General features: G+C 72.0%; 14 protein-coding genes. 5 read left to right on the top strand and 9 right to left on the bottom strand.

What is annotated here, in order from left to right:
- A partial coding sequence (locus tag ACZ5PB_RS26130) for a hypothetical protein (protein ID WP_468694150.1) occupies positions 1–274 on the bottom strand: 274 nt, incomplete at its 3' end.
- A gap of 152 nt (positions 275–426) precedes the next feature.
- Here ACZ5PB_RS26130 and ACZ5PB_RS26125 point away from each other — a divergent pair.
- Positions 427–1,995 (top strand): helix-turn-helix domain-containing protein, encoded by a 1,569-nt coding sequence (locus tag ACZ5PB_RS26125; protein ID WP_468694149.1) that lies wholly within the window; start codon positions 427–429, stop codon positions 1,993–1,995.
- 111 nt (positions 1,996–2,106) lie between these two features.
- Here the strand turns inward: ACZ5PB_RS26125 and sucD are convergent, their stop codons facing one another.
- The 6 genes from sucD to ACZ5PB_RS26095 form a co-directional block, all read right to left on the bottom strand.
- Positions 2,107–2,991, bottom strand: a complete 885-nt coding sequence (gene sucD, locus ACZ5PB_RS26120) for a succinate--CoA ligase subunit alpha (protein ID WP_266659549.1) — start codon at positions 2,989–2,991, stop codon at positions 2,107–2,109.
- A gap of 21 nt (positions 2,992–3,012) precedes the next feature.
- Positions 3,013–4,194 (bottom strand): ADP-forming succinate--CoA ligase subunit beta, encoded by a 1,182-nt coding sequence (gene sucC / locus ACZ5PB_RS26115; RefSeq protein WP_468694148.1) that lies wholly within the window; start codon positions 4,192–4,194, stop codon positions 3,013–3,015.
- 225 nt (positions 4,195–4,419) lie between these two features.
- Complete coding sequence (locus ACZ5PB_RS26110) at positions 4,420–5,598, bottom strand: VWA domain-containing protein (RefSeq protein WP_468694147.1); 1,179 nt, start codon at positions 5,596–5,598, stop codon at positions 4,420–4,422.
- A complete protein-coding gene (locus ACZ5PB_RS26105; RefSeq protein WP_468694146.1) occupies positions 5,595–8,072 on the bottom strand; it encodes a DUF5682 family protein in 2,478 nt (825 codons plus the stop codon). Before ACZ5PB_RS26105 ends, ACZ5PB_RS26110 begins: the two co-directional genes overlap by 4 nt.
- Positions 8,069–9,229, bottom strand: a complete 1,161-nt coding sequence (locus tag ACZ5PB_RS26100) for an ATP-binding protein (RefSeq protein ID WP_468694145.1) — start codon at positions 9,227–9,229, stop codon at positions 8,069–8,071. Before ACZ5PB_RS26100 ends, ACZ5PB_RS26105 begins: the two co-directional genes overlap by 4 nt.
- 103 nt (positions 9,230–9,332) lie before the next feature.
- Positions 9,333–9,806, bottom strand: a complete 474-nt coding sequence (locus ACZ5PB_RS26095; RefSeq protein ID WP_468694144.1) for a hypothetical protein — start codon at positions 9,804–9,806, stop codon at positions 9,333–9,335.
- Positions 9,807–9,951: 145 nt separating this feature from the next.
- Here ACZ5PB_RS26095 and ACZ5PB_RS26090 point away from each other — a divergent pair, with 145 nt between their 5' ends.
- Together ACZ5PB_RS26090 and ACZ5PB_RS26085 are read left to right on the top strand one after the other, a co-directional pair.
- Complete coding sequence (locus tag ACZ5PB_RS26090) at positions 9,952–11,376, top strand: SWIM zinc finger family protein (protein ID WP_468694143.1); 1,425 nt, start codon at positions 9,952–9,954, stop codon at positions 11,374–11,376.
- Positions 11,377–11,428: 52 nt separating this feature from the next.
- Entirely contained in the window at positions 11,429–13,036 is a 1,608-nt protein-coding gene (locus tag ACZ5PB_RS26085) for a DUF5691 domain-containing protein (RefSeq protein ID WP_468694142.1), read from the top strand.
- A gap of 134 nt (positions 13,037–13,170) precedes the next feature.
- On the opposite strand, the gene ACZ5PB_RS26080 is transcribed toward ACZ5PB_RS26085, so the two are convergent.
- Complete coding sequence (locus ACZ5PB_RS26080; RefSeq protein WP_468694141.1) at positions 13,171–13,584, bottom strand: cobalamin B12-binding domain-containing protein; 414 nt, start codon at positions 13,582–13,584, stop codon at positions 13,171–13,173.
- Between the two features lie 293 nt (positions 13,585–13,877).
- On the opposite strand from ACZ5PB_RS26080, the gene ACZ5PB_RS26075 reads away from it, so the two are divergent.
- Together ACZ5PB_RS26075 and ACZ5PB_RS26070 are read left to right on the top strand one after the other, a co-directional pair.
- A complete protein-coding gene (locus tag ACZ5PB_RS26075; RefSeq protein ID WP_468694140.1) occupies positions 13,878–14,678 on the top strand; it encodes an esterase/lipase family protein in 801 nt (266 codons plus the stop codon).
- A 272-nt stretch (positions 14,679–14,950) separates the two neighbouring features.
- Positions 14,951–16,507, top strand: a complete 1,557-nt coding sequence (locus tag ACZ5PB_RS26070; protein ID WP_468694139.1) for a M23 family metallopeptidase — start codon at positions 14,951–14,953, stop codon at positions 16,505–16,507.
- 76 nt (positions 16,508–16,583) lie between these two features.
- Here ACZ5PB_RS26070 and pcrA read toward each other — a convergent pair whose 3' ends face one another.
- The gene (pcrA, locus tag ACZ5PB_RS26065; protein WP_468694138.1) at positions 16,584–19,064 is read right to left on the bottom strand and encodes a DNA helicase PcrA; all 2,481 of its coding nucleotides are present in this window, start codon (positions 19,062–19,064) and stop codon (positions 16,584–16,586) included.
- Between the last annotated feature and the right edge of the window lie 197 nt (positions 19,065–19,261).

Genomic DNA, 19,261 nt, shown 5'->3' with positions numbered 1-19,261 from the left:
TGACCACCACGGCGAACGTCCCGAGCCCGAGCCCGGCGGCCAGCATCCCGCGCAACAGGCAGACGACCCAGGCGGATTGGGGGTGCCGGGGGGCGCGGGAGAGCGCGTGCCCGGCGCTCTCCCGCTGCCCCTGCTCGTACACGAACTCGTATTCGCGCGGGCCCTGGTACGCGTGCTCATGGCCATGCCCATACGCCTGCTCGTGCTGGTGCTCGCCCTGCCGCTCGTTCTCGTGCTGCGGGCCCTGCCGCTCGACCGCTGGGTTCGGATTCACGCGGCCATGCTGCCTACGACACGCGCCATCTTCGCGTAACAAGCGAATGGCCGACGTGTCGCTCAATATACGTTTATGTACTTTTTCGCCCGGCGCAGCACGACGGGGATCGCAGGGGTCCTGGGGATCGCGGGGATCACGGAGGTACTGCCATGACCCGGCCCTCCCGGACCACGCCCGCAAAGACGGCGCCCGCCGATCCGAGGAAGGCGGTGGAACTGCCGTCCCCGAAGGACCGCCGCAGACTGCGCGAGGCGAAGGCGCTGTCGTATGCGCAGGTCGCGACGATCGTGGGCGTCACCCGCGAAACCGTCCGCTCCTGGGAATCCGGGCGCACCAGCCCCCGGGGCCGCAAGCGCGAGGTCTACGCCAAGCTCCTGTCCGGCATCGAACAAGAAATCCTCACCAAGGGCCAAGCCACCCCACTCCGCACCCCGACCCGGCCCGACAAAACCCCACCCCTCACCCCCTCACCCACCCCGACCGCCCCCTGCGCCCCGACTGCCCCGACTGCCCCTAGCGTCCTGGCTTCCCCCGGCGCCCATGCTGACCCGGGCGCTCCGGCTGCCCCCACTACCCCGGCCGACCCGCGCGCCTCGATCACCCCGACCAGCCTCGTCACCCCGGCCACCCCCGGCACTCCGTCCGGCCTCGGTGTCCCGACTGTCTCCATCACCCCGGCCGACCTCATCCCCCCTGCTGCACCCACCGTGCTCAGTTCCACGAGCGCCTCTGCCCTTTCGGCGCCCGCATCCACACCCACCCCCGCGCCCGCAGGCCGTCGTCGTCCCGCGCGCGCGGGACGTCGCCGCTCCAGACCCGCGCCCACGGCCGCATCCGTACCCGCAGTCGAGCACGCAGCAGAGGCCGAGTCCCAGGCCTCACCCGTCCCCAACGCCCTCCTCCCCACCCAGGCCTTCGACCGTCTCTACACCCACACCGCCCCCTCCCTCCTCCGCCAGACCTACCTCCTCACCGGTCGTCACCGGCTCTCCCACGAGTCGGTGGAGCGGGCGTTCGACCTGGCCTGGCAGCGTTGGCCCGAGGTGGCGACCGACCGGGATCCGGCGGGGTGGGTGCGTGCGGCGGCGTACGAGTACGCGATGTCCCCCTGGCACCGGCTGCGGCGCGGTCACCGCCGCATCAACCCGCCCACGACACCGGCCCCCGGCGAGCAGGCCCTGCTCAACGCGCTGCTCGAACTCCCGCCCCCGTACCGCCGCACCCTGGTCCTGTACGACGGGCTCGGGCTCGACCTTCCCGAGACCGCCGCCGAGACGGAGGCCACCACCCCGGCCACCGCGAACCGTCTCGAACTCGCGCGTACGGTCATCGCCCGCGAGCTGCCCGAACTGGCCGAGGCCGACACTCCCGCCGAGCAGTCCGCCCTTCTGCAGGAACGTCTCAGCAGCCTCGCCCTCGCCCAGCGCACGGACGACCTCCCGCCCGGCGAGGCGGTCCGCACGAAGAGCGAGCGCAGGACCCGCTTCTGGACCAGGGCGGCCATCGCGTTCACCACGCTGATCGTCGGCGCGACGGCCTTCACCCTGGCCACGGCGCCGACCGCGTACCAGCCGCCCCGCCCGCCCGGCGAACCCGTCGGCGGCGTCCCCGCGCACAGCGGCCCGCAGCGCCTCTCCTCGTACGACGTGGAACTCCGCGCCAGACTCCGCGCCGAGCCGGAGAACGGCCCGGAGCGCCTGGTCCCGCAGACGCGCTAGGCAGACGCGCCAGGACGGCGCGGTGCGCGGACGCGGAAGGCCCGCACCCCCGGCGAGGGGGTGCGGGCCTTCCGCGTGCAACTGGCAACCGGCGGGCGGCTGCCGCGAACCTCAGCCCGCGAGGATCGCGCGCGCCAGCTTCGCCGTCTCGGTCGGCGTCTTGCCGACCTTGACGCCTGCGGCCTCAAGGGCCTCCTTCTTCGCCTGGGCGGTGCCGGAGGAGCCCGACACGATCGCGCCGGCGTGACCCATCGTCTTGCCCTCGGGGGCGGTGAAGCCCGCGACGTAGCCGACGACCGGCTTGGTCACGTTCTTCGCGATGTAGTCGGCCGCACGCTCCTCGGCGTCGCCGCCGATCTCGCCGATCATGACGATGAGCTCGGTCTCCGGGTCCGCCTCGAACGCCGCGAGGGCGTCGATGTGCGTGGTGCCGATGACCGGGTCGCCACCGATGCCGACGGCGGAGGTGAAGCCGATGTCACGGAGCTCGTACATCATCTGGTACGTCAGCGTGCCGGACTTCGAGACCAGGCCGATCTTGCCCGGCTTGGTGATGTCGCCCGGGATGATGCCGGCGTTGGACTGGCCCGGGGTGATGAGACCGGGGCAGTTCGGGCCGATGATGCGGGTCTTGTTGCCCTTGGCCGAGGCGTACGCCCAGAAGGCGGCGGAGTCGTGCACCGCGATGCCCTCGGTGATGACGACGGCGAGGGGGATCTCCGCGTCGATCGCCTCGACGACGGCGGCCTTCGCGAACGCCGGCGGCACGAAGAGGACGGACACGTCGGCGCCCGTCTTCTCCATGGCCTCGGCGACGGAGCCGAAGACCGGGACCTCGGTGCCGTCGAAGTCGACGGACGTGCCGGCCTTGCGCGGGTTGACGCCACCGACGATGTTGGTGCCGTCGGCCAGCATGAGCTTGGTGTGCTTCATGCCCGTGGCACCGGTCATGCCCTGGACGATGACCTTGCTGTCCTTGGTGAGGAAGATAGCCATGGTGTTTGGAGTCCCTCTTCCTTACTTCGCAGCTGCGGCGAGCTCGGCGGCCTTGTCGGCCGCACCGTCCATGGTGTCCACGCGCTGGACCAGCGGGTGGTTGGCGTCGGAGAGGATCTTGCGACCCAGCTCCGCGTTGTTGCCGTCGAGACGGACAACGAGGGGCTTGGTGACTGCCTCACCCTTGCTCTTCAGCAGCTCCAGAGCCTGGACGATGCCGTTGGCGACCTCGTCACAGGCGGTGATGCCACCGAAGACGTTGACGAACACGGACTTGACGTCCGGGTCGCCGAGGATGATCTCCAGGCCGTTCGCCATGACCTCGGCGGAGGCGCCGCCACCGATGTCGAGGAAGTTGGCGGGCTTGACGTTGCCGTGGTTCTCACCGGCGTACGCGACGACGTCCAGGGTCGACATGACCAGGCCGGCGCCGTTGCCGATGATGCCGACCTCGCCGTCCAGCTTGACGTAGTTGAGGTTCTTGGCCTTGGCAGCGGCTTCGAGCGGGTTGGCCGCTGCCTTGTCCTCAAGGGCCTCGTGGTCGGGCTGGCGGAAGTCGGCGTTCTCGTCGAGAGACACCTTTCCGTCCAGCGCCAGGATGCGGCCGTCCTTGGTCTTGACCAGCGGGTTGACCTCGACGAGGAGCGCGTCCTCGGCGACGAAGGTGTCCCACAGGGTCACCATGGCCTCGGCCACGCCCTCGGCCACGTCGGCCGGGAACTTCGCCAGCGCCACGATCTCGCGGGCCTTGGCGATGTCCACGCCGTCAACGGCGTTGACCGGGACCTTCGCGAGGGCCTCGGGGGTCTTCTCCGCGACCTCCTCGATGTCCATGCCGCCCTGCACCGAGGCCATGGCCAGGAAGGTGCGGTTGGTGCGGTCGAGGAGGTACGAGACGTAGTACTCCGCCTCGATCTCCGGGGACAGCTCGGCAATCATCACCTTGTGGACCGTGTGGCCCTTGATGTCCATGCCGAGGATGTCCGTCGCGCGAGCGACGGCCTCGTCGGGGGTGGCGGCGAGCTTCACGCCACCGGCCTTTCCACGGCCGCCGACCTTCACCTGAGCCTTGACGACGGACTTGCCGCCCATCCCCTCAGTGGCCTTGCGCGCCGCCTCAGGCGTGTCAATGACTTCACCGGCCAGCACCGGTACACCGTGCTTGGCGAAGAGGTCCCTCGCCTGGTACTCGAACAGGTCCACGCGCGTCCGTCCCTTTTCTGGTGATCGCGGTTCGTTGCGTTGAATGCGATGGGCGTGCCGCGAAGGCAACGTGACGGCGCTGTCACAAGGGAGGCGTACACGAAAGTCCGGTACGCGGCATGTCCGTCTCGCAGGTTATCCCCGAGGGACGTTGGTCCCTAAATCGCAGGTCACACCTGAGCGGTGATACCTGTCACAGAGTGCCACTCAGAGCCATGATCGGTGTCACGCAGTGTCCGGCACGGGAATCGGCCTTTTTTCTATCGCGGCGGCCATGACCTCGGGAAACAGATCCGGGGTGCAGGCGAAGGCGGGCGCTCCGAGGGCGGCGAGCGCCGCCGCGTGCTCCCGGTCGTAGGCAGGGGCTCCCTCGTCGGAGAGTGCGAGCAGTGCGACGAACTGCACACCGGACGCCTTCATCGCGGCGACCCGCTTGAGCATCTCCTGACGGATCCCGCCCTCGTAGAGATCGCTGATGAGGACGACGACGGTGTCCGCGGGCCGGGTGATCTGCGACTGGCAGTAGGCGAGCGCCCGGTTGATGTCGGTGCCGCCGCCGAGCTGGGTGCCGAAGAGCACGTCGACGGGGTCGTCCAGCTGGTCGGTGAGGTCGACGACGGCGGTGTCGAAGACGACGAGGCGGGTGTCGATCGTGCGCATCGACGCGAGTACGGCGCCGAACACGGAGGCGTAGACGACGGACGCGGCCATCGACCCGGACTGGTCGATGCAGAGCACGACCTCCTTCTTGACGGACTGCGACGCCCGCCCGTACCCGATGAGCCGCTCGGGGACGACGGTGCCCTGCTCCGGGAGGTAGTTCCGCAGATTGGCGCGAATCGTGCGGTCCCAGTCGATGTCGCGGTGCCGGGGCCGGTTGATCCTGGCGCTGCGGTCCAGGGCGCCGGTGAGGGTGGCGCGGGTGCGGGTGGCCAGGCGCTTCTCCAGGTCCTCGACGACCTTGCGCACCACGGCCCTGGCGGTCTCCTTGGTCGTCTCGGGCATCGCCTTGTTGAGCGAGAGCAGGGTGCCGACGAGATGGACGTCGGCCTCGACCGCCTCCAGCATCTCCGGCTCCAGGAGCAGCGCGGACAGCCCGAGCCGCTCCATGGCGTCCCGCTGCATCACCTGGACGACGGAGCTGGGGAAGTACGTCCGGATGTCCCCGAGCCAGCGGGCGACGGAGGGTGCGGAGGCGCCGAGCCCGGCGGACCGGTCGCCGTTCCTGTTGCCGGTACGTCCGCTGCGGCCGGCTCCCTCACTGCCGTAGAGCGCGGTGAGCGCCCCGTCCATCGCGGCGTCCTTGCCGTCGAGCGCGCGTCCCGTGCCGTCGGCGGCGTCCCCGCCGAGCACCATCCGCCAGCGCCGCAACCGCTCGTCGGCCGCCCCTGTTTCCGTACTCATCGCGCGGTCTCCCCCTCGTGATCGTCCTGTCCCTCGGTCTGGCCGTGCCCGCCCGGTCCCTCGCCCTGTCCCCGTCCCTCGATGCCGAGCAGCAGGTGGAGCAGTGGCAGTACGGCGTCGGCGCGCGCCGGGTCGAGAGCCGTGCCGAACCCGGGGGCCGCCGCCTCCGCCCCCTCGGCCGGACCGGCGCCCGCCGTCACGGGTCCGCGCCTGACCAACTCGCCGAGCGTGCGCCGCACTCCGGGCTCGTACACCGAGAACGTCCTGCGCAGCAGCGGCAGTACGTCGGTGAAGGCGTCGGCCGTCACCCCGCTCAGCCATGCGTCGACCAGTCCGAGCAGCCGCTCGTCATGGATCAGCAGCATCCCCGCGCCGGAGGCCCCGCCGACGAACCCCTCGACCCAGGCCGCCGCCTCGGCGGGCGAGGTCCCCACCGAGAGCGCCAGTCCCATGAGCCGGGCGGCCTCCCCCTCCGCCAGGCGCCCGTCGTCCAGCAACAGCCGTGCGGCCCGCCCCCGGACGACCCCCGCGACCACCTCCCGTTCCGCCAGCCGCCTCAGGACTCCCGCCCAGCGCCCCCGCAGGTCCGACGGTGCGCCACCGTCCTCGGGCGGTACGGCCCCGCCGCCGCCCCGGCTCGCCCCCGCGAGGAGCCCGACGGCCCCGTGCACGGCGTCGACGTGCCCCCGCATCTCCGCCGCGCCGTCGCCGTCCAGCCCCGAGCAGGCCGACGGCAGGCCCACACAGATCCGCTCCGCGAGCCCCGCCGCCACCTCCGCCAGGACCGAGGTCTCCGTCCCCCGTACGTCGCCGTACCTCAGCGTCCGTGCCAGCGCCGGCAGTGCCTGCGCCAGATGCCCCACGTCGCTGTCCAGGGCCGCCCGGTCGGCCAGCGCCCGCATCACCACCGGCAGCGCGTCCGGCAGTTCCGCCAGCAGGCAGCGCTCGGCCAGTGCGGTGATGTCCACCAGTGCGGTCGCCGAGGCGGCGTCGGACTGCGCCTTCGCGGTGGCGGCGGCGAGCACGGTCGTCCCCCACACCCCCGCCTCCGCGACCCGCACCGCCAGCTCCGGCTCCCACCGCAGCCGCCACCCCTCCCGGAACGTCCCCGTGCTGCCCCGGGTCTCCGCGCGCTCCCCCCAGTCGATGCCGAGCAGCCGCAGCCGGTGCAGCAGCCGGCTGCGGGCCGCGTCGGTGTCCTTGCGCAGATCGAGGTCCAGGTCCCTGTCCTGCGCCTCGGGCTTGAGCCGCAGGGTGCGCTGCTGCCGGGTGAGGTCCCGCTGCAACGGGACCACGGGAGCACCCTCGGGGACCTCCCCGAGGACGTCACCGACCACCAGCCGGTCGTGCACCAGCGAGAGCGGCACGTCCGACCCGTCGCACATCACGGCCCGGACCGCGTCGGTCGTCTCGGTGAGCCCGGCGAGCGGCCGGCCGCGCATCACGGCGAGGGACTCGGCGAGCCGCACCGCCTCGATGACGTGTGCGGAGGACACCAACCGGTCCTCCTCGCGCAGGAGTCCGGCGACCTTGGTCATCCAGCGCACCACCGGCCGGTCCGCCGCGCCGAACAGGTGCCCGTACCAGCCCGGCGAGTCGATCCCCGCCCCGTAGCCACTGCGGCGGGCGAGCCTGCGGTGGGTCCAGGGGACCCAGGTCAGCTCGGCCTTGACCTTGGGCAGGCCCTTGAGGAGTGCGCGGTCGGCGGTGAGGGGCGGCAGTTTCCCGGTGAGTGCGGGCACGTGCCAGGCGCCGCAGACGACGGCCACCTCGTCGCCGTACTCCTTCTTCGCGGTCCGGAGCCGGATCCGCATGTGCGCCTCGCGCACCGGGTCGCGGCGGTGGCCGCCGTCCCCGTACTCCTGGCGCAGCGCCCCCATCGCGTCCGCCACCGCCTCGAACGGTGCGAACGGGTCGCCGCCCCGCCCGTCCCGGTGCTCGACCATGTCCTCCCACCACCGCTCGGGGTCGTCGTACCCGGCGGCCTCGGCGAGCAGGGCGAGCGGGTCCACGGCCAGCGCGCCGAGGTCCGTCTCCCCCTTCTCCTCCTCCGCCCCGTCTCCCTCTTCCTCCTCGCGGAGTGCCAGCGAGTGCGCGGCGGGCAGGTCGATGAAGTGCACCGGCACCTCGTGCTCCAGCGCCCAGCGGATCGCGACCCACTCCGGCGAGAACTCGGCGAGCGGCCAGAACGCGGCCCGGCCCGGGTCGTCCAGTACGTGGGCGAGCAGCGCGACCGGCGGCCGCATCTGCGGGTCGGCGGCGAGCGGCAGCAGTGCGTCGGCCTCCGGAGGCCCTTCGATCAGTACGGCGCGGGGCCGCGCGGCGGCAAGCGCGTCCCGCACCGCGCGGGCGGAGCCCGGCCCGTGGTGACGCACCCCCAACAGCCAGGGTCCCGGCCGGACTTCGGCCTCCCCGGTCTTCTCGGCCGCCGTGGCGGAGGGCGGCGCGGCGGGGGCCGCGGTGGCCGTCGTCATACGGTCACCTCGCGGCAGGCGCGGTAGAAGTCCTTCCAGCCGTCGCGCTCGCGGACGACCGTCTCCAGGTATTCCTGCCAGATGACCCGGTCCGCGGCCGGGTCGCGGACGACCGCGCCGAGGATTCCGGCGGCGACGTCACCGGAGCGCAGCACTCCGTCGCCGAAGTGGGCGGCCAGGGCGAGGCCGCCGGTGACGACGGAGATCGCCTCGGCCGTGGAGAGCGTCCCGGAGGGCGACTTGAGCTTGGTGCGGCCGTCCTCGGTGACTCCGGAGCGCAGCTCGCGGAAGACGGTGACGACGCGGCGGATCTCGTCGATGGCGTCCGCGCCGCCCGGCAGGTCGAGCGAGCGGCCCAGCTGGTCGACCCGCCGGGACACGATGTCGACCTCGGCCTCGGGCGAGGCGGGCAGCGGCAGCACCACGGTGTTGAACCGGCGGCGCAGGGCGCTGGAGAGGTCGTTGACGCCGCGGTCGCGGTCGTTGGCGGTGGCGATGAGGTTGAAGCCGCTGACGGCCTGGCACTCCTGGCCCAACTCGGGGATGGGCAGGGTCTTTTCCGAGAGGATCGTGATCAGGGTGTCCTGCACGTCCGCCGGGATGCGGGTGAGTTCCTCGACGCGGGCGGTCATGCCCTCGGACATGGCCCGCATGACCGGGCTGGGCACCAGCGCGTCGCGGCTGGGGCCGTGGGCCAGGAGCTGGGCGTAGTTCCACCCGTAGCGGATGGCCTCTTCCGGTGTGCCGGCGGTGCCCTGGACGAGCAGGGTGGAGTCGCCGCTGACGGCGGCCGCCAGGTGCTCGGAGACCCAGGTCTTCGCGGTGCCGGGGACGCCGAGCAGCAGCAGGGCCCGGTCGGTGGCGAGTGTGGTGACGGCGACCTCGACGATGCGTCGCGGGCCCACGTACTTCGGGGTGATCAGCGTGCCGTCGGCGAGCGTGCCCCCGAGCAGGTAGGTGGCCACGGCCCACGGCGAGAGCCGCCAACGGGCGGGCCGCGGCCGGTCGTCGGCCGCGGCCAGCGCCTTGAGTTCCCCCGCGAAGGCGTCCTCGGCATGCGGCCGGAGTGCCTCGGTCTCCTCCGCCGGCGCGGCCCCCGGACTGCTGGTCCGCGGCGTGCCGGTCGGGTCGAGCGAGTCGATTGCGGGCGTGGTCATGGAATCCCCCTCCAGATTTCCCGGATGTGGTCTCCACGGTGCACCATGCCACTGACAATCAAGCGCCGTCGCAGGTCAGGACCCAATTGGCCGGTGTGTGGGGCTACTTCCCGACGGGTGCGGCGGCGATGCAGCCGCCCGCCATCGCCTTCGCGCCGGACGCTTCCTTCAGCACCTTGCCCTTGTGGATGATCTTGCAGGTGAGGTCGGGCACCTCGACGACCTTGTCGGTGGTCGGGATGACGGCCGGCGGCATGACGCCCTTGAGCGTGACCGTCTTCTTCCAGGGCAGGGCGGGCTTCTTGACCGTCTCGTTCTTCGGCGCCGTGGCGGTGCCGCCGCCCCCGGCGAACTCGATGGAATCGACGTCCTTGCCGGTGACTTCGTAGGTCACCTCGAAGGTCGCCTTGAGCGCCTTGTCGACCTCGTCGATCTTGTCGAGTTCCTTCTGCGAGGCGTCCGCCGCCTCGGAGGCGCCGCTCTTGACCGCCTTCTCGGCCTCGGCGCAGGCGCCCAGGCCGAACATCAGGCCGGTGACGGCGGCGGCGCAGACAGCGGTGCGGACAGTGCGGTTCATGGGCGGTATCCCGCGGATCCGAGAAGTGTGAGAGCTCGCACCCAATCGTAAAGAGAAGGTAAAGTCAAATGGGATCGGGGGGTCCCCGGACGGATCGAGACGCAGGTCAGGGCGATTGTCAGTGGCGGCATCTACCGTCGGGGACATGAATCACATGGGGGTGCGATGGACGGCGGATCAGGTACTGGCACTGGCTCCTGACGCCGCCTCACGCAAAGCGGGAAGCAAGCTCGCCGCCGCCGGGCCGTGGTCGGAGGCGGGGTGCGACGGCGGGGGTGTGCTGTGGGGGCAGTGCAAGGGCAGCGGCAGCCGGCCGTACCGGGTGACCGTCGATCTGGCGGGCCCGGCGGCGGCCTCCCGGTGCAGCTGCCCGAGCCGGAAGTTCCCCTGCAAGCACGCGCTGGGGCTGCTGCTGCTCTGGGCGGCGGAGGACGCCGTGGTGGCGGGGGGCGCGGAGCCGCCGGACTGGGCGGCCGAGTGGATCGAGGGCCGCAGACAGCGGGCCGCGACGAAGGGGGCGGCGGGCGAGGACGGCGGCGGGATCCCGGCGCAGGCCTCCAAAGCGGCGGACCCGGAGGCGGCCAAGCGGCGGGCGGAGCGCCGGGAGGCCCGGATCACCTCCGGGGCCACGGAGTTGGAGCAGCGCCTCGCGGACCTGCTGCGCGGCGGGCTGGCCGCCGCCGAGCAGGCGGGGTACGGGCTGTGGGAGGAGACCGCGGCCCGCATGGTCGACGCCCAGGCACCCGGACTGGCCGCCCGGGTGCGGGAGTTGGGCTCCATACCGTCGTCCGGTCCGGACTGGCCGGTGCGCCTGCTGGAGGAATGCGCCCTGCTGCACCTGCTCGACGAGGCCTGGCTGGGCCGCGACCGGCTGCCCGCCGCCCTGGCGACGACGGTGCGGACGCGGGTCGGCCTGCCGTCCTCGCCGCAGGGCCCGGCGGTCCGGGACCGGTGGCTGGTCCTCGCCCAGTACGACCAGGCGGACAGCAAGGTCACCACCCGCCGGATCTGGCTGTACGGGCAGGAGTCGGGGCGCACCGCGCTGGTGCTCTCCTTCGGTGCGGCGGGACGGGCACCGGAGGTAAGCCTGCCGGTGGGGCTCGCCCTCGACGCCGAACTGCTGCCGCACGGCGGGGCGGGACAGCTGCGGGCCACACTGGGCGAACACTTCGGAGCACCGGTGGCCCCTGCGGGCCCGCCGCCGGGCGGCAGCGTCACGGAGGCGGTCGAGGCCTACGGGCGGGCACTGCGGGACGATCCCTGGCTGGAGGGCTGGCCCGTCACCCTGGCCGCGGTAATACCGGTCCCCGGTGACGGTGGCTGGCAACTCACCGATCCCGGGGGAAAGTTCGCCCTACCGGTCGCCTCCACCGCACTCAACCGGCCCGGCCTGTGGAAGCTGGCCGCGCTCTCCGGCGGCGCTCCGGTCACCGTCTTCGGCGAGTCCACCCACCGGGGCTTCCATCCGCTGACCGCCTGGTCCGCCGCTTCCCCGGACTCCGCCGCTTCCGCTGCCGTTTCCGCGTCCGCTGCTCCCCTCCCCGTCCCCGTCCCCGTCGCCCTCGTCTGACCCCGGGCCGACCGGTGCCATGTCCCATCAGCCGACTCCCCGGAGGGAACCGATGACCCACGACACCGACACCGCCGCCCCTGCTTGGGAGGACCTGCTGACCTCCGCCCTGCTGGGCACCGACCGCCGCCCCCCGGCGACCGGCGGGCCCAAGGAGGCGTCCCTTTCCCTCCTCGACGCCGCCGCGCTCCACACCGTCCGGCGGCGGGCCGCCCTGACTCCGGCCCCGGCGGGCGAGCCGGTCGCGGTGGCGGCGGCTGACGACCGGCCCGCGCTGCCCGCCGCCGCGCACCGGCGTCTCTCCCTCCTGCTGGCGGACCGCTCCGGGCCCGCACAGTCCGGCGGGCGCCGGGGCAGTGCGCCCGATCTGACCGAGCTGCTCCCGCAGTGGCTCGCCGCCGCCAACCAGCGCCGCTTCCAGGCACCGCCCGCGCTGCTGCCCGCCCTGCTCGACGCGGCCAGGGCGCGGACCGATCTGCGGCCCCAGACCCTGGAGTTCGCGGGCTCGCGCGGGCTGTGGCTGGCCCGGCTCAACCCGGAGTGGAAGTTCGCCCTGCGAGGCACGTCGGGCGGTGCCTCACTGCCCGACGTACGGGACGCCGAGGCGGTCCGGGTCCTGTGGGAGGAGGGGCTGTTCGCCGAGCGGGTCGGGCTGCTCGGCGCCGTACGGTCGGCCGATCCGCAGGCCGGGCGCACGCTGCTCGCCACCACCTGGGGCCAGGAGCGGGCCGAGGACCGGCTGATGTTCCTGGACTCCCTGCGGGAAGGGCTGGGCGCGGCCGACGAGGAGTTCCTGGAGGAGGCGCTCTCGGACCGCAGCCGCAACGTCAGGGCCGTCGCGGCGGAGCTGCTGTCCGCGCTGCCCGCCTCGCGGTTCGCCGCGCGGATGGCGGACCGGGCCACCTCCTGCGTGAGCCTGGACCGTACGGGCGACGCCGGCGGCATCGTGGTGGAGGCGCCGCACGAGTGCGACGCCGCGATGCAGCGGGACGGCATCGTCGCCAAACCCCCGGCCGGCCGGGGCGAACGGTCGTGGTGGCTGGGCCAGTTGGTGGAGTCCGCGCCGCTCGGGGCGTGGACCGCGCGCCTCGGCGGACGACACGCACGGGACATCGTCGCGCTGCCCGTCACCGACGGGTGGCGCGAGGAGCTGCACGGGGCCTGGTGCCGGGCGGCGATACGGCAGGGCGACGCCGAGTGGGCCAGGGCGCTGCTCGGGTCACCCGCGGTGCCGCCGGACGCCGGTCCGGGCACGGCCTCGCTCGCCGAGCGGGCCAAGCTGCTGGAGACGCTGCCGGACGCGGAACGGGCGGAGTGGGTGGCCGAGTTCGTGTCGGCGCACGGGCTGTCCGAGGCGTTCCAGCTGTTGGGGGTGTGCGTGGTGCCGTGGTCCGGGGTGCTGGGCCGGGCCGTGGTCGACGCGCTCGACATCGCCCGGGACGCGGGGAGCTACCCGTGGAGCTTCAGCGGGGTGATGGGGCTGGCGGAGCGGTGCCTGGATCCGGGGGAGGCCGACCGGCTGGAGGTGCTGACGACCACTCCGGAGGAGGCGGAGGGGGCGACTCCGGGGGCGGCGGGGTACTGGTCGGAGGCGTTCCAGCGGCTGGTGGGGACTTTGCGGCTGCGCGCGGCCATGTTGGAGGAGCTGGGTGGGGTGTAGGCGGGGGCGTCGGGGGGGGAGGGCGGGGTCGGGGGCGGAGGGTTCGGCTCCGCCGGGGGCCGCCCCCTTGCCCGCCCGTTCCGCCCCCGGGGGGCGGCCCCGCCGCCCAAGGGGGCTCCGGCCTCCGAGAGGGCTTAGGCGTCTGAGGGTTGGCGGACGTGGGTGCGGACCCAGTCGACGATTTCGGTGGTGGTGGCGCCCGGGGTGAAGAGTTCGGCCACGCCCTTCGCCTTCAGCGGGGCGATGTCGTCCTCCGGGATGATGCCGCCGCCGAAAACCTTGATGTCCGCCGCGTCGCGCTCCTTGAGGAGGTCCATGACCTTCACGAAGAGCGTGTTGTGGGCGCCGGACAGGATCGACATGCCGATCGCGTCGGCGTCCTCCTGGATCGCGGTGTCCACGATCTGCTCGGGTGTCTGGTGCAGGCCCGTGTAAATGACCTCCATGCCCGCGTCCCGCAGGGCCCGCGCGATCACCTTCGCCCCGCGGTCATGACCGTCGAGGCCCGGCTTCGCGACCACGACACGGATCGGTCCAGTAACACCCATCGCTGCTGCCTCCCAGTACGCGCGCACCGCCGTTGGCGCGCAACGTCCCCTGCCCCGTACGGGGCAGGGAAGTGAACGAACGTTATCCACAGCATCGCGCACGCTGCCGTTTCACGGTGACCGGAGAGGGGGAAATCACACGTTGGGACACGTTCGCTGTGCGTCGTACCCGCTTCACCGGGACGGTCGCACGGGGAGCCGCAACGAGTTCGCCGTACCACCGCGCCGCCAGCCGCACGGCACGGTGGTACGGCCCGTCCGTCCCCCGCGTGCCATTCGGGAGGCCGGCCACGATGAAGCTCCGCCCCTTTCCACTCTCCGCCCTCACTCCCCTGCTGCGCTCCACCGCCCTCGAACTGGCCGTCCTCTGCGGGCACTTGCTCCTCTACCCGTCCGGCATCCGCACGGAGCGCACCGACGGGCCCGTGATGTCCGCCGCGCTGCCCAGCACCGGGCGGGCCCGGCCGCCCGTCGTCCTGCTGCACGGGTTCGTCGACAACCGCTCGGTGTTCGTCCTGCTGCGCCGCTCGCTGGCCCGGCACGGCTGGTGTCACGTCACCTCCCTCAACTACTCGCCGCTGACCTGCGACCTGCGTACCGCCGCCGAACTGCTCGGCCGGCACGTCGAGGAGATCTGCGCCCGGACCGGCCACCGCGAGGTCGACATCGTCGGGCACAGCCTGGGCGGTCTGATCGCCCGCTATTACACGCAGCGACTCGGCGGCGACACGCGGGTACGCACCCTCGTCACACTCGGAACTCCGCACGAGGGAACACGTGTCGCCCCTCCCCTGAGTGCGCACCCTCTCGTACGTCAGATGCGCCCGGGTTCTTCGGTGATCGAGGAACTGTCCCGGCCCGCTCCCGGCTGTCGCACGCGCTTCGTGAGTTTCTGGAGCGACCTTGATCAATTAATGCTTCCGGTGGAAACGGCCCGCATCCACCACCCCGATCTGATCGCCCGGAACGTGCAGGTCAGCGGGATCGGCCATCTCGCACTCCCCGTTCACCCGGCCGTCGCCGCCGAAATCCGGCAGGCCCTTCAGGCGCGGGACGCCGCCGCCACGACCGCCGGAAGCAGCTCCGTGGCGTAACTCCGCGACGTAAACGGAAGAGGCTGTGCACGCACGGTGAATGCGGCGTGATCAAGCAGCTCGCATTCCTCGAACATTCGCCGAACGAAGCGCCAAAGCGGTGCCCGTCGTCCACCAAAAGGCGGCCGAATGCCCGTTTCCTGAATACTCAAAACCTGCCGGAGATTGTCGCTGCCGCATACCGCCGGGTACAGTCGCGCCACTGCTTTCACTCCGGGTACCCCCCGTACCCCCGGGAAACAGGCCCTGCTGCCGAGGCGAGAGAGACGTTGGTGAACGACCAGCAACCCCACGCCGGGTACGACACGTACCCCACCGGCAGTTTCGAGACCGATCCGCTCTTCGGCGGAATGCCCGGCGCCGACTCCGGCGGGCACAGCGGCCAGTACGACACCACCCAGTGGGACACCGGCTCGCACCAGCACGTCGGCTACGACGCCTACGGCGCGCACGCCCAGCAGCACGCCCAGGACCAGGGCCACGACCAGGGCCACGACAGCACCGGCAGCTGGACCCACCTCGGCGGCTACCAGCAGGGCGCCGACATTCCCGCCCAGACCGCCTATGCGGCGGACTCGATGGCCACCGGGCAGTGGGACGCGACCGCCTGGAACCAGGCGGACCAGATCCACCAGGCCCACCAGTCGCCCTTCGAGACCGGCCAGTTCGACGCCACCCAGTTCGGGTACGCGGCCGACGCCTCGTCCGGTCACCAGTGGCAGGCGTACGACCCGGGCCTCGAAACCGGCAGCTTCGACACGAGCGCCTTCAGCACGGATCCCGCGTTCACCCCGGACGGCTCGCTCGCCCCGGACGTTTCCTTCGAGACCGCGGCCTTCGACACCCAGTCCTTCCAGAACGGCCACTACGAGGACAGCTCGTACGAGTCCGGAGCCTTCGACGCCACCGCGAGCGACGACGAAACCGGCTACAGCACCGCCGAGTTCCCCGCCGTCGGCGCGGACCCGGACGACGCGCACTCCCCCGGCCACCCCCACTCGTACGACACGGACGGCTCCGGCCCCGGCCCCGAGCCGGAACCCGCGGCGGCCGGCTCCCGCGCCGCCCGCCGAGCCCCCGCGAGCCGCGGCCGCCGCCGCACCCCCGCCAAGCGCTCCGCTCTCCTCACCGTCGCCGTGCCCTCCGCCTGTGTCATGGGCGTCGCAGGAATCGCCGCCGCATCCGTATCCGGTGTCGCCGGGGCGGACGAGGCCAAGGCCAAGCCGACGCCCATGGCCGCCGCCGATCCGGCGACCGTGAAGCCCGTCGCCGTCAACAACAAGCTCGACACCCAGCTCGCCGGACTGAGCGCCGACGCCCGCGACTTCGGCGACCGCGCCAGCCGTACGCAGGAGCGCATCGACCTCAAGGAACGCCAGGAAGCCGAGAAGAAGCGCAAGGCCGAGGAGGCCGCCCGCAAGGAGGCCGCCCGCCCCAAGTTCGCGCTCCCGGTCGCCGAGCACGGACTCAGCGCGTACTACGGCCAGGCCGGCGTCAACTGGGCGGCCGTGCACACCGGGATCGACTTCCCGGTCGGCTACGGAACGCCCGTGATGGCGGCGACCGACGGCGAGGTCAGCGCCGAGTACAACGTCGCGTACGGAAACATGATGAAGGTCGTTTCGCCGACCGGCGTAGAGACCTGGTACTGCCACCTCGGCTCCACCAAGGTCCGCTCCGGATCGGTGAAGGCGGGCGACGTCATCGGCTACTCGGGCAGCTCCGGCAACTCCACCGGCCCCCACCTGCACTTCGAGGTCCGTCCCGGCGGCGACTCCGCCGTCGACCCGCTGGCCTGGTTCCGCAGCAAGGGCCTGGACCCGACGTAACCCACCGCAGTCGTGACGAGCAGGGGCCCGCACCTCCACCAGGTGCGGGCCCCTGCTCGTACACGCGGCGCGTCTCCTACAGCTTCTCGACCGGCGCGTACCTCAGCAGCAGCTTCTTCGGGCGCTCGTCGCCGAAGTCGATGGTCGCCTGGGCGTCCGCCCCGGAGCCGGTCACCGTCATCACCGTGCCGAGGCCGAACTGGTCGTGGGTGACCCTGTCCCCCACCGCGAGGCTGATCACCGGCTTGTCGGAGGCGCGGCCGGTCGCGAAACCGGACGGGCCGCCCCGGTTCTTCTGCGCGTGGAGCGAGGAGGACAGCGAGGACGCCACCCCACCGGCGCCCCGGCCGCCGGAGGCCGACACGGGTCCGGCCGGGATCTGCGCGCCCGTCCGCTTCCAGGTCAGATGCGTCTGAGGGATCTCCTCCAGGAAGCGCGAGGCCGGGTTGTACGAGGGCTGGCCCCATGCACTGCGCAGGGTGGACCGGGTGAGGTACAGCCGCTCGCGGGCGCGGGTGATGCCCACGTACGCCAGCCTGCGCTCCTCCTCCAGTTCCTTGACCTGGCCGAGCGCGCGCATGTGCGGGAAGACGCCGTCCTCCATGCCGGTCAGGAAGACCACCGGGAATTCGAGGCCCTTGGCGGTGTGCAGCGTCATCAGCGTGATGACGCCGGAGCCGTCCTCGTCCTCGTCGGGGATCTGGTCGGAGTCGGCGACCAGGGCCACCTTCTCCAGGAACTCGGCGAGGGTGCCGGACTCTTCCCCTTCCTGCTCCTGCTCGAACTCCAGGGCCACGGCAGCCAGTTCCTGGAGGTTCTCGACGCGGGTCTCGTCCTGCGGGTCGGTGGACGCCTGCAGCTCGGCGAGATACCCGGTGCGCTCCAGTACGGCTTCCAGGACGACGGCCGGTCCGGCGCCGGACTCGACGATCGTACGGAGGTCCTCCATCAGCGTGTTGAACCGCTTGACGGCGTTGGCCGAGCGGGCGGCCATGCCGTACGCCTCGTCGACGCGGCGCAGGGCCTGCGGGAAGGTGATCCGCTCGCGCAGCGACAGGGCGTCGATCATCGCTTCGGCACGGTCGCCGATGCCGCGCTTGGGCACGTTGAGGATGCGGCGCAGCGGGACGGTGTCCTCGGGGTTGGACAGCACGCGCAGGTACGCGAGGACGTCGCGGACCTCCTTGCGCTCGTAGAAGCGGACGCCGCCGACGACCTTGTAGGGCAGGCCGACCCGGATGAAGATCTCTTCGAAGACGCGGGACTGGGCGTTCGTACGGTAGAAGACGGCGACGTCACCGGCCTTGGCGTCGCCCGCGTCGGTGAGGCGGTCGATCTCCTCGGCGATGAACTGGGCCTCGTCGTGCTCGGTGTCGGCGACGTACCCGGTGATCAGGGAGCCGGCGCCGGCGTCGGTCCAGAGGTTCTTCGCGCGGCGGTTCTCGTTGCGCTCGATGACGGCGTTGGCTGCGGTGAGGATCGTCTGGGTGGAGCGGTAGTTCTGCTCCAGCAGGATCGTCGTCGCGTTCGGGTAGTCCTCCTCGAACTGGAGGATGTTGCGGATCGTGGCCCCGCGGAAGGCGTAGATCGACTGGTCGGCGTCACCGACGACGCACAGCTCGCCGGGGGCGCGGCCCTCGCCGGAGGGTCCGACCAGCTCCCGTACCAGCGTGTACTGGGCGTGGTTGGTGTCCTGGTACTCGTCGACCATGACGTGCCGGAAGCGCATGCGGTAGTGCTCGGCGACGTCCGGGAACGCCTGGAGCAGGTGCACCGTGGTCATGATGATGTCGTCGAAGTCCAGCGCGTTCGCCTCGCGGAGGCGGGACTGGTACATCGCGTACGCCTGGGCGAGCGTCTTCTCGAAGCCGTCGGCGGCCTGGCCCGCGAAGGTCTCCTCGTCTATCAGCTCGTTCTTGAGGTTGGAGACCTTGGCGCTGAAGGACTTGGGCGGGAAGCGCTTGGGGTCCAGGTCCAGGTCGCGGCAGACCAGGGCCATCAGGCGCTTGGAGTCGGCGGCGTCGTAGATCGAGAAGGAGGAGGTGAAGCCCAGCTTCTTGGACTCGCGGCGCAGGATGCGCACACAGGCGCTGTGGAAGGTGGAGACCCACATGGCGCCGGCGCGCGGGCCGACGAGCTCCTCGACGCGCTCCTTCATCTCGCCCGCGGCCTTGTTGGTGAAGGTGATCGCGAGGATCTGGCCGGGGTGCACCCCGCGCGCGGCCAGCAGGTGCGCGATGCGGTGGGTCAGTACGCGGGTCTTGCCGGAGCCCGCGCCCGCCACGATGAGCAGCGGCGATCCGGCGTGCACGACGGCGGCACGCTGGTTGTCGTTCAGCCCCTCCAGGAGGGACGCGGCGTCGACCACCGGTCGGGGGGCACCGTCCCGGTAATGGGCGTCGCGGGGCGCCGGGGGTGCGTCGAAGGCACCCCCGAAGAGGTCGTGCGGAACCTCCTCCGGAGGGGCACCTTCTTCGGTGTCCTCCGGGGGCGGCGGGGCCGATTCGTCCTTGGGCTGGAGATCGGCCAGGAAGCTGTCGTCAAAGAGGCTGCTCATCGCCTACCGAGTCTAGGCGGCCCCACTGACAGCCGGTCCCGGATTCCGCCACAACCGGATCCGCCACCACCGTGGGTGACCGGCCGGACACCGCCGCACCCCTCCGGCATGAGGTAACGAAAATGTATCGGGCATATCGAACATCAGACTTCCCACCCGTCACGGGGATTGGCTACGGTGCTGCGCGAGCAGCCCGT

The sequence above is a fragment of the Streptomyces sp. NPDC032721 genome (assembly GCF_055579625.1).
This window is presented reverse-complemented; position numbering and strand designations above follow the sequence as displayed.

Bases quoted from the DNA above. Each gene is read 5' to 3' on its own strand.
- ACZ5PB_RS26125 (WP_468694149.1), top strand. From the start codon at position 427: ATGACCCGGCCCTCCCGGACCACGCCCGCAAAGACGGCGCCCGCCGAT.
- sucD (WP_266659549.1), bottom strand. From the start codon at position 2,991: ATGGCTATCTTCCTCACCAAGGACAGCAAGGTCATCGTCCAGGGCATG.
- ACZ5PB_RS26110 (WP_468694147.1), bottom strand. From the start codon at position 5,598: ATGAGTACGGAAACAGGGGCGGCCGACGAGCGGTTGCGGCGCTGGCGG.
- ACZ5PB_RS26105 (WP_468694146.1), bottom strand. From the start codon at position 8,072: ATGACGACGGCCACCGCGGCCCCCGCCGCGCCGCCCTCCGCCACGGCG.
- ACZ5PB_RS26100 (WP_468694145.1), bottom strand. From the start codon at position 9,229: ATGACCACGCCCGCAATCGACTCGCTCGACCCGACCGGCACGCCGCGG.
- ACZ5PB_RS26095 (WP_468694144.1), bottom strand. From the start codon at position 9,806: ATGAACCGCACTGTCCGCACCGCTGTCTGCGCCGCCGCCGTCACCGGC.
- ACZ5PB_RS26090 (WP_468694143.1), top strand. From the start codon at position 9,952: ATGAATCACATGGGGGTGCGATGGACGGCGGATCAGGTACTGGCACTG.
- ACZ5PB_RS26085 (WP_468694142.1), top strand. From the start codon at position 11,429: ATGACCCACGACACCGACACCGCCGCCCCTGCTTGGGAGGACCTGCTG.
- ACZ5PB_RS26080 (WP_468694141.1), bottom strand. From the start codon at position 13,584: ATGGGTGTTACTGGACCGATCCGTGTCGTGGTCGCGAAGCCGGGCCTC.
- ACZ5PB_RS26075 (WP_468694140.1), top strand. From the start codon at position 13,878: ATGAAGCTCCGCCCCTTTCCACTCTCCGCCCTCACTCCCCTGCTGCGC.
- pcrA (WP_468694138.1), bottom strand. From the start codon at position 19,064: ATGAGCAGCCTCTTTGACGACAGCTTCCTGGCCGATCTCCAGCCCAAG.